11 protein-coding genes and 2 pseudogenes are annotated in these 16,764 nt (G+C 35.5%); 9 read left to right on the top strand and 4 right to left on the bottom strand.

Annotated elements, in window-relative coordinates; all coding sequences use genetic code 11:
* Position 1: 1 nt before the first annotated feature.
* Together H7O61_RS05050 and H7O61_RS05045 are read left to right on the top strand one after the other, a co-directional pair.
* On the top strand, positions 2–307 hold the full coding sequence (locus H7O61_RS05050; RefSeq protein WP_187875323.1) for a helix-turn-helix domain-containing protein: 306 nt from the start codon (positions 2–4) through the stop codon (positions 305–307).
* Positions 307–1,158 carry a helix-turn-helix domain-containing protein gene (locus H7O61_RS05045; RefSeq protein ID WP_187875322.1) on the top strand — a complete coding sequence of 284 codons (852 nt, stop codon included), beginning with the start codon at positions 307–309 and terminating at the stop codon, positions 1,156–1,158. Before H7O61_RS05050 ends, H7O61_RS05045 begins: the two co-directional genes overlap by 1 nt.
* Here H7O61_RS05045 and H7O61_RS05040 read toward each other — a convergent pair.
* Genes H7O61_RS05040 through H7O61_RS05025 form a run of 4 tightly spaced genes read right to left on the bottom strand, consistent with a single transcriptional unit; the run spans position 1,152 to position 6,038 of the window.
* A complete protein-coding gene (locus H7O61_RS05040; RefSeq protein WP_187875345.1) occupies positions 1,152–1,322 on the bottom strand; it encodes a hypothetical protein in 171 nt (56 codons plus the stop codon). The two genes, H7O61_RS05045 and H7O61_RS05040, sit on opposite strands and share 7 nt — an antisense overlap.
* Before the next feature lie 9 nt (positions 1,323–1,331).
* Positions 1,332–3,545, bottom strand: coding sequence for a competence protein (locus H7O61_RS05035; protein ID WP_187875321.1), 2,214 nt, complete (start codon positions 3,543–3,545; stop codon positions 1,332–1,334).
* Between the two features lie 60 nt (positions 3,546–3,605).
* A complete protein-coding gene (locus tag H7O61_RS05030; RefSeq protein WP_001929245.1) occupies positions 3,606–5,000 on the bottom strand; it encodes a hypothetical protein in 1,395 nt (464 codons plus the stop codon).
* A complete protein-coding gene (locus H7O61_RS05025) occupies positions 5,001–6,038 on the bottom strand; it encodes a hypothetical protein (protein ID WP_001933747.1) in 1,038 nt (345 codons plus the stop codon).
* 153 nt (positions 6,039–6,191) lie between these two features.
* Between H7O61_RS05025 and H7O61_RS08140 the strand changes: the two are divergent.
* The 7 genes and pseudogenes from H7O61_RS08140 to H7O61_RS05000 all read left to right on the top strand — a co-directional run.
* Positions 6,192–6,920 (top strand): annotated as a pseudogene (locus H7O61_RS08140) (helicase); the annotation flags it as partial.
* A 673-nt stretch (positions 6,921–7,593) separates the two neighbouring features.
* Complete coding sequence (locus H7O61_RS08070) at positions 7,594–8,391, top strand: helicase (protein ID WP_331459588.1); 798 nt, start codon at positions 7,594–7,596, stop codon at positions 8,389–8,391.
* Positions 8,392–10,408: 2,017 nt separating this feature from the next.
* Positions 10,409–14,353 carry an SNF2-related protein gene (locus tag H7O61_RS05015; RefSeq protein ID WP_231623848.1) on the top strand — a complete coding sequence of 1,315 codons (3,945 nt, stop codon included), beginning with the start codon at positions 10,409–10,411 and terminating at the stop codon, positions 14,351–14,353.
* 27 nt (positions 14,354–14,380) lie between these two features.
* Positions 14,381–14,629, top strand: coding sequence for a hypothetical protein (locus H7O61_RS07875; RefSeq protein ID WP_231623847.1), 249 nt, complete (start codon positions 14,381–14,383; stop codon positions 14,627–14,629).
* Between the two features lie 281 nt (positions 14,630–14,910).
* A complete protein-coding gene (locus tag H7O61_RS05010) occupies positions 14,911–15,567 on the top strand; it encodes a ParA family protein (RefSeq protein ID WP_001932555.1) in 657 nt (218 codons plus the stop codon).
* Positions 15,568–15,645: 78 nt separating this feature from the next.
* On the top strand, positions 15,646–15,930 hold the full coding sequence (locus tag H7O61_RS05005) for a hypothetical protein (RefSeq protein WP_001936266.1): 285 nt from the start codon (positions 15,646–15,648) through the stop codon (positions 15,928–15,930).
* 43 nt (positions 15,931–15,973) lie between these two features.
* Positions 15,974–16,636: pseudogene (locus tag H7O61_RS05000) on the top strand (hypothetical protein); the annotation flags it as partial.
* Positions 16,637–16,764: the final 128 nt, after the last annotated feature.

The following is a 16,764-nucleotide window of genomic DNA, read 5'->3' as shown; positions in this document are numbered from 1 at the left end:
CATGGAATTAGAACCACTCAAAGCGATCGATTTAGAAGTTTTGAAAGCGCTTTTTAAACAAGCGTATTTACCTAAAACAGCCGACAAGATTTCCAAAGATCTCAACATTGATTACTATTACACGCTTAAGATCTTTAACAAGCTTGAAAAAAAAGGCTTGTGCGATCAGTGGGTCATCAACAAGAAGAAAGAAAAAGAAAAGAAAAACAACTATTACAAGGTTTGTTACTTGAACGATCTAGGCAAAGATTTATGCACCTATTTAAACGCTTTAAAAAGCGTTAAAACCACTCCAAAGGATCAATAATGAACTACATCCTAAAACAACCGATGAAATTTGGTTATACGCAAATCTCAAATGAAATCTGTGATGATGAGCGAGTTTCTGACATAGCCATAGCGATCTATGCTTATATCAAAAAGCACGCAACCTCGTTTAAGCTTTGCATTGAAGACATCGCCAAACGATTCAAAAGGAACGAAAAAACGATTTACAAATACCTAAACGAGTTAAAAGAGTTAGGTTATATTGAATTTGAAAAGGAACGAAAAAACGACGGCACATTTACTAAATTTTTCAGGTTTATCATGGGGAATTTTTCTAAAAATCCAAGCGAAAAACAAGCCCAAAAACCAGCTAAAAAAGACGCTATCCACAAGGAAAATAATTACTCATGGATAAAACCCCAAAAAGAAGCCTCTAACGCCGATAATACCGAAGCTCAATCCATGAGCACTTATTTTCCAGCGTTTACCTTAAAAGAAAAAAATAAAAATAAACATGAAAATATACGCTCGAGTGAAAATTTTTCAGATCAAGAATTTGTGCAAAAAAATCAAATTCACTCAAACGAATCCGATCGTAAAAATCTTGTTAGTGATTCTTCTTTTAAAAGCTCTAAAATTTATAATTCTAGTTTATTCAATCGTTTTAGTGCTTTTTTTAGCTCTATTTTAGGGAATTTAGACACCAAACACCTAAGCCAATGCGAAAGGTCAGCTTTTGAAGAATTTTTGAATTATCGCAGCGAGAAGCACAAATTAAGCTATAGCACCAAAAAAGCCCTTTTAAACCAATGCGAAGCCTTGAAAGCACAAGGTTGCGATTTAGTGGCTTGTATCATCTCTTGGTATTTTTTGATTTGGTCAGCTCAGTGATTGACCTGTTGAACAAAGCGAGACTTGTCTATAGCGTCTTTTGCTTGTTGCCAGATATTCTGCGTAGGATTATCCACAACCATAGCCACAGCATTTAAGTGGTTTAAAGCAATTACTAGTAACAGAATAAGGGATTTTTTTAAAAAAGTCTTTAACGCTTTCATGCCCTATCCTTAAAAAGGCCTGTAAATCAGTCTTTGAGCGCAAGAGATTTTATTATCATGCCAATGATACCAATTCTTGCCAATCTTTGTTTTTTCACTCCAAATGCTGTATTGAGAGCAAAAGCCTTCACTTTGATTGAGGTAGTAATTAGTCCAATCAATATAGCCTTGCGATTGTTTAAGGTCATTATCTTTGTAATAGCCTTGATGGATTTCTACATACTTCAAATAATCATTACTCAAATGCAATTCGTTTTTCAAAACGCTTTGAGTCCTGTTGATGGTGGTTTGAGTGGTGATAAGATTATAGGTTGTGGGGCTTTCATTATCTTGGGCTGGGCGTAAATAAGGTTGAGTGGTTTGAGTGGTAGTGGTTTTGTAAGTGGCGCTCCAATCGGTGATACTAGGATCAGTATGGAAATATTGAGGTTGGCAACGATTGACTCCATAAGGTTTTTGGCATTGTTCTCTCTCACCATAATTTTTCCTTTCTATCCTAAAATAATGGCTTGTAGTAATATCGCTTAAGACTTTGGAGCTAGACACGCCCATCACATAAGGGCTAACAACCGCACCGCTTTTAATCCCTGCTTCAAAATTACAGGGCGTAACTTCTACCCATTCGCCATTAAGCTTGTTATAGCTTTTTAGCATTGTAGGTCTTTTGGCTTCTAATTTAGCGTCATTGTATTCCCATTGACCGCATGCAAATTCTTGATATTGTGAGCTTAATTGGGTGGCAATCCCACGATTTAAAATCTCTTGCTTGTTAGGGTTACTGGGATCATTGTAATACTGATCTATTATGGGCGTTAAGGTTTGGGTTTTATCGTTTTTTTCATACCTAACAATCCTGTCTTGAACCCTTGCATAATCGCTGCAAGGCACAGCGACATGGATTAAATTATCCATCCCACGAAACACGATTTCAGTTTGAAAGGTTTGCGTTTTCCCCATACCATAACCTTTATCGCTCGTGGTTTGTAAGGCGCATTTGCTGTCATCTTTGTAAAGTTGCATGGCGTATTGAGCGCCTTGTAAATCCACACAACCACCGATATTTTGCGTTTTATTTTCCCTATCTACATAGTAGTATTGCGTTTGCTTGATGGCTTTACCGGCTTCAAAATCGTATCTATAAGCGCATTTAGTGTCATCTCTTAAAGCGTTCATAGAAATACAAGAGCCATCTTTAGCGATAACATCTAGTTTCATCGTGTTGTTGGGGCTTAACTCTGGCGCTTTACAATACCGGCTGGAGTAATTGTTTTCTTGCGAGTTAGAATTGGTGGCGTTATTAGAACTGCTGCCATTAGTTGGGCTAGTAGTGTTAGTAGAATTATTGGAATTGTTTGTGTCGCCATTACCAAAAGGAATAGGGAAAAGCCCTCCATTCCCTAACCCCCCACCACTTGAGCTATTATTATTAAAATTGTCATACCCTCCTGTGCTATTGTTAGTAGAGCCATGATTAGTGAAATTATTCTCATAGCCCCCTACAGAGCCACCACTTGAAGAGTTAGAGCTATTCACTCCATCCACCCCTAACACGCCATCTGTATCAATACCACTGCCTATTGCATTATCATTTGAATGACTCCCATTTGCACCATTACTCCCACTGCTCCCATTTACCCCATCGTTGCCATTTGCCCCATAGCCATTACTCCCATTTGCGCCATCTTTGCCATTGATAGCGTTATTGCTAGGGCTATTAGGATTGTTACCGTAAGCGGAACTATCAGAGCCATTACTAAAAGGCGTGTTGGCATACATAGGGTCATTGGTAGCGTTAGTTTGAGCGGTGTTTTCTAGCTTTTGGTATTCTTCTTTACTAATGCCTAAAATCTTAGCCACTTCTTCAGCGTTCTCGCCTTTTAAAACAAGAAGAGTGGATTTTTTAATCTTGGCGTTAGGAGGTATTTTTAAACTGGTTTTAGCGCTGCTAGTCAAAGGAAACGATTGATTGTCTCTTAAAAGACTGGTGATTTCTATGTCTATGCTGTTAGTCGCATTGTTTCTAAAATAAAACCCATGAGCTTCTACTTTAAACACTCTCTTGCCTAACACCACCCTGCTTTCTATCGCTCCATTAAGCAAATTAGCGTCAATTTCTTTAGTGGTGATAATACTTAAAGCATAGGCTGGATTAAGCAAACCTAATAAAAACGCTCCTAGAATAAAGCAGAAAAATAAAAAATGGTTATATGAATAAGTTTTCATTTGTTTTTGCTCCTTTATTTCAATTCCACTAAAAAATTTAATCACTTGACTAACTTGTGTTTAAAAATTCATCTCCATAGGTATAGTCACGCTATTATTTGATAAGCTTTGATCATTTTTCAATTCTCTAGCCTTTGTTAATGCGTTTTGTATGTTTTGCTTTGATTTATATTCAAAAGCTTGTAGTTTAGGACTTAATGGCTTTTTCTCAGTGTTGTTTTTTACAGATTTTTTACCATTAAAATCAACAGAATGATTACCTTGATTGAAATCAATAGGCTCATCATCTAAAAAAGACAAATCATTGTTATTTTTTACATTATTATTGTCAATAATGTTATTTTGTTTAATATTATTGCCTTTAATTAGGTTATCATTAGTAGTATTTTTAACCATTTCATTCACATTAGCATTATTTTGAGTTAAATTATTTTGATTTTCGCCATTAAACTTCCAAATACCCAAAGCTCTTTTATCCACTTCGTTATTAATAATAGCGTTTTGTAAGATCTTATGCTGCTCTTCATTGAGTGGGGGTATATGATTTCCTTTTTGATTGTTAAAAATGCTGTAAGGAGTTTGATTGGATTTTGAATTTTGAATATTGTAAGCTAATGCAAGTTTTATAGGGTCATTTTCTTTTAAATTTTTATTGTTGATTAGAGCTATTATTAAAACTTCATTTAAAAATTCTTTGTGCTTTGTCTTCATAGCGCTTGGTTCTTTATTGACCAGCATGGCTAAAACTTGCAATTCTTTGGCACTCATATTGTGTTTAGCGTATTCTAAAAGCTCTTTTTTGAATAATTGATCAGAGTATTTTTTTTGTTTTTCACTAGGTAAATCTTGTTGTGAAATCTTAAAATTTTCTCTTCTATTATGTAAAAAATTTTTTAAATTTGTTATAGGTATCAAATGAGAGTTTTGAGAATTTTCCCTAATATTTTCCTTTGTTTCTGTGCTTAATTGTTCTTTATTTTGATAATTTTTATCGTCTTGTTTGTTGATAGATTCTTTTATCTCCAAGTTAAGCTTATCATTTTGTAAATCATCTAAATCTTGCTCAAAATACTTCTGAATGGTTTGTTCTTCATCGTCTTTGTTTTTATTATTACTTAAATGGTCTAAATCTTTTAAGTCATTTTGTAAAGCGCTTTGTAATTCAAAATCAATACTATCTTGTTCTAAAAGTTGCTGTTGCGTTTTGTCTGTTGCGATTGTTTGTTGTAACTCTTCAAGCTCTTTAGAATAGATAGATTGTAAAGTTTCAAATTCCGCATAATTAGACGCACGGCTTAAATCATTAGAAAACCTAGTTAGAAAAGTTGTCCACTCTGCATTGCCTCCAAATTTATTATAAATTTCTTTCATATCTTTTTTTAACTCTTTAAAAAAATCACTCCAAGCTTTTGCTTTTTGTTGCTCATTGATGGAAAATAAACTATCAAATAACATTTAAAACTCCATTGTAGAGTATTGATCTACTTGCTTTTGTGTTTGGTTCTGTTTTTGATTTTCAAAAAAGATTTGTTGGTATTTTTCATTTTTAGTCGCACAATAGTCATTGATAGTCTCAAACAATTTATCAACATTGTTTTTATAAGCGCTTTTTTGTTCATCACTAAAAACATTATTTTTATCTATGTCGTTTAAAATCCTATCTTTGACATCTTTTAATACAAGATTAGAAGTGGCTCGTTTTTCCATAGGATAATCTTTATCATGTTCTAGTCTTATCATGGCGTTTGTAGATTTTTCAAAATGAGCGTTATTAAGCGGTTTTAGGGTTTCAACAAAATTATCCATTTGTTGCTCGCTTAAATATTTAGAAAACGCTTCTAAATTATATAGCCTTTCAATTTTCACATAAGGTTCGCATTTTTCTTGCACCCTTTCAAAATAAGTCTCACCCATTGAGTTAGTTTTTTCTTGAGTTTCATACAAGGGGATTTTTTCGCCTTTAGCGTTTAAAATATATTCGCCTTGATTGTTCTTTGCATAAATAATTTCGTTGTTTTCATTTCTTAGAATTTTATCTCTTGAATGTTTGATAAACATAACTTCCACGCAAGGCTCATTATTTTTAATTTCTTTTAAAGCGTTTCTAAGTTCATTAGCTTTTTGTGGTTCTTCATTAGCAAATTTTCCTATTTCTAGTTTAATTGCAGCATCGCTAAGTCCTATCCACGCGCTTGAATTATAATTATGTATAGCCTTTTCTAAATCAAGGTTAAGATCATTTACATTGTTATAAGGAGCGCCTGAGTAAGCGCAAAAATTACGGCTATTTTGAGCTATGCTTTGCTTGTAATCATCTTTACTAATACCCATCTTTTCTAATTTGGCATCACTTTTATAAGGCGCTTCCACTTTATTGCTTGGGTTTGCTATATACAAGAGATTATCTGCAACTTTTTTGGTGTAATAAACCTTAGCTCTTTCAAACTCATTTAATCCCTTGTTTTGTGATACTTGCTCTGTATTTTGGTTCATATAAAACCCTTAAAAATAAAAATTTTTTAAATACTAACCATATTTTAAAAACTAAACAATATGGGTTTTTTAAAGATTTTTATTCTAAAAATACGTATGTTTTAGTTACTGAATTTATGCCCTAATAGTAAAAAATATATTTAGGGACACAAAATGCAAAAAAAGAAAATTAAAAACCCGCAACCGAATTTATTTAGCATCTTAGATAATGGCGATGTCATCAACACTACCCACTACAAACAAGAAAATACTAACACTGCACTAGAGCCAACCATAGAATTAGAAAATGGGCTTAAAAGTCAAGAACTTGCTTTAGAGAACCAACAAGATCCACTCCCCTATGTCGTTAAAACTCAAGTCAATAAAACAAGCATGATCTCTAGAAATCCTATTGAATGGGCGAGGTATTTAAGCTTTGAAAAACGAATATATAAGGATAACAGCAAAGAAGATGTTAAGTTCTTTGCTAATGGTGAGATAAAAGAAAGTTCTCGTGTTTATGAAGCGAATAAGGAAGGGTTTGAAAGGCGCATCACTAAAAGATACGATCTGATTGACACTATAAACAACAAAGAGTTTTTTTCAAAAGAAATTGAAATTCTAACCCACACAAACAGCTTAGAAGAATTGAAAGAACAAGGTTTAGAAATCCAATTGACCCACCACAATGAAACGCATAAGAAAACCTTAGAAAATGGCAATGAAATCGCTAAAGAATACGACTATCTTAAAGATATTTATCAAGAAGCAGAAACAACAAAAGATGGCGAATTAATAAGAGAAATAATCCCTAATCTTTCTAGCGATGAGTATTTTAAGCTCTATAACAAACTGCCTTTTGAATCAATAAACAATGAAAATACCAAATTGAATACTAATGACAATGAAGAAATTAAAAAACTAGAATTTGAATTAGCCAAAGAAGCGCATGCTTTAATCCTAGAGCAACAATTGCTTTCAGCAACAGACTATTATTCTTGGATAGACAAAGATGATTACGCGAATTTTGCTTGGAAAATAAGCAGGCTTATCAATGAAAATAAACTCAAAGAAAACCATCTCAGCGCAGATAACGCTAATAAGATTAAGCAATTTTTCTTTAATAATGGTTCTATTTTAGGCTGGACTAAAGAAGAGCAAAGCGCTATGCAAGAAAACAGAGATTATTCTTTAAAAAGCGATCTTTTAAGTTTAGAAGAAATCGCCCAAGCAAAAATTGAATTGCAAAAATACTATGAAAGCGTTTATGTTAATGGCGATGGGAATCAAAGAGACATCAAGCCTTTCAAAGAAATTTTAAGAGACATGAACAATTTTGAAAAAGCTTACAAACAGCGTTATAACAAATTGGTAAGCTTGAATGAAGCAATCATTCAAGCTAAAGAGGGTAGTAATGAGCGGCAAAATTATAGCGCAAACAACAATAACCCTATTAACAATACAATAGAGACTAATACTTCTATTGGTAACAATATTATTCAAAATAATGATAATAATCATCCAAATTTAAGCTTGGCTGATTTAGAATTAGAGCAACAAAATTTAGGAGAACCAAATGGAAAAGAAAGAACGAATCGCGCAGATGAGCCGGGCAGAGCTAGAGCAGGAATTCCGCAAGAAATTCACCGCAGAAGCGAACATAGAAGACAACAAGAGGGAGTGGAGCGATCGAGTGATGAAGAACTTTCACACCAAAACTCTAGTTTATTTACTGAGCCTAGAGAGCAGGGAGAAACAAGAGGAGTTCATAGATCTAGCGACCAACAGGCAGTTTCAGAAAAACCCCATAGAGAGCGAGATAGACTACATGAACATGTATTTGGAGGAGATAGAGTATCAGCAAGAGCGGATGGCAATGGAGCATCAAGTCCAGCAAGCCGAATGGAAAATGGAGCAAGAAGCGAAGAAAAAGGGGATAATCCCAGCGATGAGAGAGGAGTATCACAGACACCGCAATCCCCATCTCATCAGCAAAATAGCTCCAGAGATTTGGGGCTTTCTCTCTCTAGAGAACAGCCAGGACAGACTGGACGCTTACGCCTTTTTAATCATGGACAGATGGGCTCATTATTTCCCACAGACCATGAAAACCAAAGATCGCAGAACGATAATGAGCTTGATAGAAGCAGTGATAGAGCAAACGAAAATGGAGACAAAAGCCCTAGACAGAATGGAAGCGCAAATCAAGAGAGCGCAAGGAGTGAGCGATATGGAATTGCTCAAGGAAGCTCAAGTCAATCAGTATCACCACTTGCTCAAAGCCGATCACATCTTGCAGGACTCAGCGCACCAAATGGACTTAGAGACCTTGAAAAAAACAGGGATCAAGAGGGAAGACTTTTATCAAATTTAGATAATTTAGAAAGCTTGCTTAACGCTATTAGAAACAACACCATAGCGAGTGAGCCTGATTTTAGATCCAGGCTCTTAGAAGCTATTTACCACAACGAGCCTTTAAAGGATAGTATTGTAGGAACACAACTCCTTAAAGACCCTACGACTAAAATCTTCTATGATAAATTCCAATTAAAAATCAGCCCTAAAAAAGTCTTAGAGATTTTAGAAAATCGCATTCAAAAATCCATTGAAACAGCGAACGAAGCCTTAAACGCATTCAACATGCTGGATAGTCAAGCTATTGATAAAAACGCTATCTCTAATAATAGCGTAGGATTAAATCCCACACAAGAGAACCACATAACAGACAAGAGCGCAGAGTTGAATAACGCGCAAGAACAAACCACACAAGAACAAACCGCGCAATCCACGCTAGCCATCCCCCTTAATCCTAAAATGGATTTTAAACCGAGCGAAGAAGTTTTAATCAAGGGGGCTAAAACCCGCTATAAGGCTAACATTGAAGCCATTGAGCTTTTAAAAGAATTGCAAGCCAAACAAGAGATCTTAAAAGGCGATTATTACGCCACTTTAAAAGAGCAAGAAATCCTAGCACAATTTAGCGGATGGGGCGCTTTAGAGAGCTACTTTAAAAAAGATCAACGCCCTAAAGAATTTGAAGAATTAAACGCTTTACTCACTAAAGATGAATTCAGAAGAGCTTATTTGAGCGCAAGAGACGCTTACTACACCCCTAAATTAGTTATTGATAGCATTTATCAGGCTTTAGATCAATTGGGGTTTAATAACGACAACCATCCAAAAGAAATCTTTGAACCCAGTTTAGGCACAGGCAAATTCATCGCTCATGCGCCAAGCGATAAGAATTACCGCTTTATTTGCACAGAATTAGATCCTATTAGCGCAAGTATTTCTCAATTCCTTTACCCTAATCAAGTCATCCAAAACACCGCTTTAGAAAACCACCCTTTCCACCAAGACTATGATGCGTTTGTGGGCAATCCTCCTTATGGCAATCATAAAATCTATAGCTCTAATGATGCAGAATTGAGTAACGAGAGCGTTCATAATTACTTTTTAGGGAAAGCGATTAAGGAATTGAAAGATGATGGCATAGGGGCGTTTGTAGTGAGTTCTTGGTTTATGGACGCTAAAAACCCTAAAATGAGGGAACACATCGCAAAAAACGCCACCTTTTTAGGCGCGATAAGACTGCCTAATAGCGTGTTTAAAGCAACAGGAGCGGAAGTTACGAGCGACATTGTGTTTTTCAAAAAAGGCGTTGAAAAAGCTATCAATCAAAGCTTCACTAAAGCTATGCCTTATTATGACAAGATACTCAATAGCTTGGATGATGACACCCTTTTTGCCTTACAAAACAACCGCTTTGATAGTTTTATCCCTAGCGACCAACTTAAGATTATCATTGCGATTGCAAACCATTTTGGTTTCAAACAAGAAAAATTGCAACGATGGTATGAAAAAATAGACACCACTAACTTTGGCTACAGCGAACAAGACTATAAGATCATCAAAGACTTCATGGATAAAGTTGGTGAGAATAGCATCAATCTCAACGAACAAACCCTAAATGAATACTTCACCAACCACCCTGAAAACATTCTGGGGCGTTTGAGTTTGGAAAAAACCCGCTATAGCTCTGAAATCAATGGCGAACAAATTTATAAATACGAGTTGCAAGCCTTAGAAGATGAGAGCTTGGATCTATCCCAAGCGCTTCAACAAGCGATAGAAAAATTGCCTAAAGATGTCTATCAATACCATAAGACTACCCTTAAAACAGACGCTCTTATTATTGATCCAAGTAACGAACGCTATCCAGAAGTCCAAAAACTTATCAAAAATTTAGAAAGGGGGAATTAGTCAAGTGGGATAATCTCTACTATAAACTGGAACAAGATAATGAAATAGGAATCTTTTTAAGACCCACTAAAATCAACTCTAAGGCCCAAGACTCACGACTAAAAGCCTATCTTAAAATCAAAGACGCTTTGAATGATTTAACGAGCGCGGAATTAAACCCCTTAAGCTCTGATTTAGAGCTAGAAAACAAGAGGGCTAAACTCAATCTTGTTTATGATGGATTTGTCAAGAAATTTGGCTACCTCAATGAAAACAAAAACCGCAAGGACATCAAACAAGATTTGTATGGCGCTAAAGTCTTAGGATTAGAAAAAGACTTTGAAAAAGAAATCACCCCTAGAAGCGCTAAAATGCAAAACATAGAGCCAAGGCAAGCCCAAGCTAAAAAAGCTCAAATCTTTTTTGAAAGGACTTTGAACCCTAAAAAAGAACTCATCATCACTAACGCTAAAGAGGCGTTAATTGCAAGCATCAATCAAAAAGGGGGTTTGGATTTGCATTTTATTAGGGATCATTTTAAAACCCAAAGCCTAGAAACCACCATTAAAGAACTTTTAGAGCAAAAACTGATTTATAAAGACCACAAGGATAATGGCGACTACATTTTAGCGAACGATTATTTGAGCGGCAATGTGAAAAGAAAACTCAAAGAAGTTAAAGAGGCTATCAATCAAGGCGTGGAAGGATTAGAGGTTAATTTGAAAGATTTAGAGCTGATTATCCCTAAAGATTTGAAAGCCACTGAAATCATGGCTAATATCAACAGCCCTTGGATACCCACCCAGTATTTAGAAGGGTTTTTAATGGAATTGAGCGCTAACCATTATGAAAAGCAACATGGCGATAAAATGACGGATTACCAACTAGAAAACCTCAAAGAAAAGATCAAAGTAGAACACTTAAACGGCGCTTATGAAGTTTCTATTAGAAGCGATGAATTGAATGAGCTTTATGGCATCAGGCATAAAGACAAGCCGCATTCTTATAAAGCGCCTTTTGAAAGCCTTTTAAATAAAGTCTTAAACAACAAGGATTTGAGCGTTAAATACGCCCAAGTTGATCCTAATGATCCTAAAAAAGAAATCTTTATCACTGATGAAGAGCAAAGCAATCTCGCCAGACAAAAAGCAGAAGAATTGAAAGAAGCTTTTAAAGACTGGATTTATAAGGATTATGCAAGAAGAACCCATTTAGAGCAAATCTATAATGACACTTTCAATAACCTGGTTTTAAAAACTTATGATGGCTCGCAATTAGAACTAGAGGGCTTTAATCAGTATATCAAATTGCGACCCCACCAAAAGAACGCTATTTTTAGAACGATCCAAGACAGATCGGTGTGTTTAGACCATCAGGTTGGAGCGGGCAAAACTTTGTGCGCTATAGCCAGTTGCATGGAACAAAAACGCATGGGATTAGTGAATAAAACCCTCATTGCTGTGCCTAATCATTTGACCAAACAATGGGGCGATGAATTTTATAAGGCTTACCCTAACGCTAATGTGTTAGTTGTTGATAGCAAGGACATCACTGAAAAAGAAAGAGAGCTTTTATACAATCAAATCGCTAACAACAATTACGACGCTGTGATTATCGCGCACACCCATTTGGAATTATTGTCTAACCCTAGAGAAATCATAGAAGGATTGAAAGAAGAGGAGCTAGTGAATGCCGAAAAAAACTTTGAAAGGCAAGAATTAGCCTATAAAAATAACCCTAGAGAAAATAAAAAGCCCAATGAAAGAGCCTTTAAAAACAAGCTGGATAAAATCCGCGCTCAATACGATGCGATTTTAGAAAAACAAGGCTCTCATATTGATATTAGTCAAATGGGGATTGACAATTTGATTGTGGATGAAGCCCACTTATTCAAAAATCTAGCCTTTGAAACTTCTATGGAAAAAATTGCAGGGCTTGGTAACCAACAAGGCTCTAATCGCGCCAGAGATTTGTTTATTAAAACGCGCTACTTGCATCAAAACGATAAGAAAATCATGTTTTTAACCGGCACGCCTATAGCCAATTCCTTGAGTGAAATGTATCACTTGCAACGCTATTTAACTCCTGATGCGCTCAAAGAAAGAGGGTTAGAATTCTTTGATGATTGGGCTAAGACTTATGGGGAAGTGGTGAATGATTTTGAATTAGACACTAGCGCTCAAAGTTATAAAATGATCAATCGCTTTTCTAAATTTAGCGATGTGCAAGGCTTAAGCACCATGTATAGAGCCTTTGCGGATATTGTCTCTAATGATGATATTTTAAAGCATAACCCCCACTTTGTGCCTAAAGTGTATGGGGATAAACCTATCAATGTGGTGGTGAAAAGAAGCGAAGAAGTGGCTCAATTCATTGGCGTGGCTGATGAAAATGGCAAATATAATGAAGGCTCTATCATTGACAGGATGCAAAAATGCGAGGGCAAGAAAAATAAAAAAGGGCAAGACAATATCCTTTCTTGCACCACAGACGCTAGAAAAGTGGCTTTGGATTACCACTTGATTGACCCTAACGCTAAAGTAGAAAAAGAATTTTCTAAAAGCTATGCTATGGCAAAAAATATCTATGAGAATTATTTAGAAACTCATGCCACTAAAGGCACACAACTTGGTTTCATAGGGCTATCCACGCCCAAAACCCATAGCCAAAAAGTGAGTTTAGAAGCGCCAGATAACGATCATGAGATTGAAAACACAAATCCCCTAGATGAAGCTCAAGAACTTTTAGAGAGCTTGTCTAGTTATGATGAAAATGGCAATCTTATTGCGCCTAGCAAGAAAGAATTAGAAAACGAACTCAAAGAGAAAAAGGCTAAAAATGTTAATTTAGATGAAGAACTAGCTAAAGGCTGTAAGTTTGATGTTTATAGCGATGTTTTAAGGCATTTAGTCCAAATGGGTATCCCACAAAATGAAATCGCTTTCATCCATGACGCTAAAACCGAAGAGCAAAAGCAGGATTTGTTCAAAAGAGTCAATCGTGGCGAAGTCAGGGTTTTATTGGGCAGTCCTGCTAAAATGGGCGTAGGCACTAATGTGCAAGCCAGATTAGTCGCTATGCATGAATTAGATTGCCCATGGAGGCCTGATGAATTGCTGCAAATGGAAGGGCGTGGGATAAGACAAGGCAATATTTTGCACCAAAACGATCCTGAAAATTTTAGAATGAAAATCTATCGCTACGCCACTGAAAAAACTTATGATAGCCGTATGTGGCAAATCATAGAGACTAAATCTAAAGGTATAGAGCAATTTAGAAACGCGCACAAATTAGGCTTGAATGAATTAGAAGACTTTAATATGGGGAGTTCTAATGCGAGTGAGATGAAAGCAGAAGCGACAGGTAATCCCTTAATTATTGAAGAAGTCAAATTGAGGGCTGAAATCAAAAACGAAGAAGCAAAATACAAAGCTTTCAATAAAGAAAATTATTTCAATGAAGAGAATTTGAAAAACAACTCTTCTAAATTGGATTATCTTAAACAGGAATTGAAAGATTTAGAAACGCTTCAAAGCGCTGTAATAATCCCCACTCATACAGAGATCAAGCTCTATGATTTGAAAAATGAAGAAAGTAAGGATTATGAGCTTATCAAAGTTAAAGAAGTAGAGCCTTTAAAAGAAAACGCCTCTATGAGTGAAGAATTAACGCACAAAAAACTCAAAGAACAAAACAAGCAAATAGCCGAACAAAATAAAGAAAAGCTAGATGCTATTAAAAAGCAATTTGCAAGCAATTTGAACACCTTGTTTGTGAATGAAGAAGAAGATTATAAGCTTTTAGAATACAAGGGCTTTGTGGTGAATGCTTATAAAACTAAGTATCAAGTGGAGTTTAGTTTAAGCCCTAAAGACAATCCCAATATTGCCTATAGCCCTAGCAATATGATCTATAAAAACGATACTAACCAACTGTTTAGCTCTTATAATTTCTGCGCTGAGATCAAGTTTGATGGTTTTTTAAAAAGGTTGGATAACGCTATCACTAAACTCCCTGAAAAAATCAAGGAATTAGAAAACTCCATTAAAATCACTCAAGAAAATACCGCTAAATACACAAGATTAGTGGAATAAAAACCTCCTTACCCACGACTAGAATACTTGCAAGCTTTAAAAGGGGATCATAAAACTCTAATAGATGATTTAGCTAAAATGGGTAAAGACAGAGATTATAAGCCTGTATTCAACCCTAAATCTAAAGAAGTCTTAGAGAAAATGAACGCCGAAAAAAGAGCGAGTTTAGTGGATGAGAGGGAAGAGATAAAAAGAGCAAGCCAATCGCAAACCAATCAAGAAGCGTATAGCCCAATGAAAAAAGCGGCTAATGATGATTACGACATGGGGATGTGAGTTTCACTAATGCTTTCAATAACATGTTTTTAAACAATGTTATTGGATTTAGCGTAACGCCTTTTAATGTTCTTTTTCTCTAATCTTTCCCCCTTTTTAAAAACACCCTAAAAACCACCATTGATTGGATAACCTCTAATAAAACACCGCTAACCAATTACAAAAGAACCAATAGATAATATAACTATTTACAATAACATAGTATTAAGTTTTTCTATTTTATATACTTTTAAGCTATTTATCTTTAAAATATATTTAACAAAATTCTAAAGGAATAAGCGATGATAATCACTATAGCTAATGAAAAGGGAGGGAGCGGTAAATCCACTCTGTGTTTGAATTTGTGCGTCCAATTATTGCTAAACAAGAAAGATATTGCCGCATTAGACACTGATAGCCAAAAAAGTTTGGAAGTGTTTAACAACATTAGAAGCGAAACAAATTTGCCCAATTTCACGCTCTTTAATCGCACAGGAAACATTACAGACACTTTAAAACAGATGACGGATAAATACGAATATATTCTTATTGATACTAAAGGCGAACATTCCAAAGAAAGCCAAAGAGCTATGTTATTGAGCGATTGGGTGCTAATACCCACCACGCCAAGCCAACTAGACACAGCGGTGCTATTAGACATGCTAGAAAGGATTAGAGACATTCAAGCGTTGAATGAAAATTTGAAAGCTTGTATTGTGATGAACCGTATCCCTACTATCCCTACCCTTAAAGAGAAAAAAGCCCTCATTGATTTCATCAACCAAAATAACGCTAATGAGAGCGTGTTTTTAATGGATAATCTATTAAGCGAAAGGATAGCTTATAAGCGTTCAGTGAGTGAAGGTATGGGTGTGATGGAATACAATGACAATAAGGCTAAAAACGAATGGTCTCAATTCTATGATGAATTGAGCGGGTATTTAGGGGGCAAAAAATGAAAGGGTAGAATTAGTTTAATTCTCAATAACGCTTAATTGTGTTATGATATTAAAAACAATCTACTTTAAAGGCTAAATATGGAATTTAAAAACACTAAAAAAGACAGGCTGAGCGATTTAGAAAATCGCTTTGAGAATGCCAACAAGCATGAAACAAACCAATATGAAAAAGAAGACAGGAAAAAAGCCCACACGCTCTATATTTCAGAGAAAGTGATGAATAGCGTAGAAGAGTATTTGAATGAATTTGGAGCGTTCAGGGAAAATAAAAGCGTGTTTGTTCAAGACGCTATTGTTTTTTATTTAGAACACAAGAAAAAAGAAATGAAGCAAATGCTTTTAGATAAGGCGAGCAAGTTGTGATTTTATTGTGTTTTCATATCAATTTTCATATCAAGGAGCTTAAATGGAAGAAACAAGACTTTTAAAGTTGAGAGCGTTGAGCTTAGCATGTTTGTTGGGCTTAGGCGTGAGCGGGTGCGCGTTTTTAGACAAGCAAATCTTAAACGACCATTTGACTAAAGCTAAAAATAACCCAAAATACGATTGCCAAAAAGAAATGTGGTCTTTCCCTAAAAAATATGATGGGATAAATCAGTGCTTAAAGGCTCAAGAAGAGCTTATTGAACCGATTGTCACTAAAAAGATTGATCAGTATCAATGCGGTGATTTCACTAATGAAGGCTTAAAAGATAAGTGCTTTAAAAGAAACGATGCCTACTTAAACACTCTTTTAACGCCCATCATTCAAAAACAAGAGCGTCGTTTTAGCTGCTCTGATTTCCATAACCCAGAGCTACAAGAACAATGCAAAAACAAAACTAACGCTTATGAAAAACAAAAATACCAACAAAAAAGGCTAATCAATCTCGCGCAATTAGAAGCGTTTGAAAAAGAATACGCGCAATATCAATCATACATTATCCCTTACTTCACCAAAGAATGCGTTAAAAATTCGCCCCATTTAGCTAACAAGGAAAGACTATGCCAAAAAGAAGCGCATGAAAAATTTGATGACCCTTATTCTAGCTCTAAAGAATTGAGCGTTAAATCAGCTATTTCTTTTTGCAGTGAATTACCCAACCGCTAAAGCGATTGGGCTTTTTCTTGCTTCATAGCTCCATAACTAGCTAGATCTAATATGTTGCCATATTGAGAACTAACCCCGTTAGAGGAAGCTCCACAAGCTTTGATACG

This window comes from Helicobacter pylori (assembly GCF_014496965.1).
In the GTDB taxonomy this organism is placed as follows: domain Bacteria; phylum Campylobacterota; class Campylobacteria; order Campylobacterales; family Helicobacteraceae; genus Helicobacter; species Helicobacter pylori_CZ.
The sequence above is the reverse complement of the archived record's forward strand: the minus strand, read 5'-3'. Positions and strand labels throughout refer to the sequence as shown.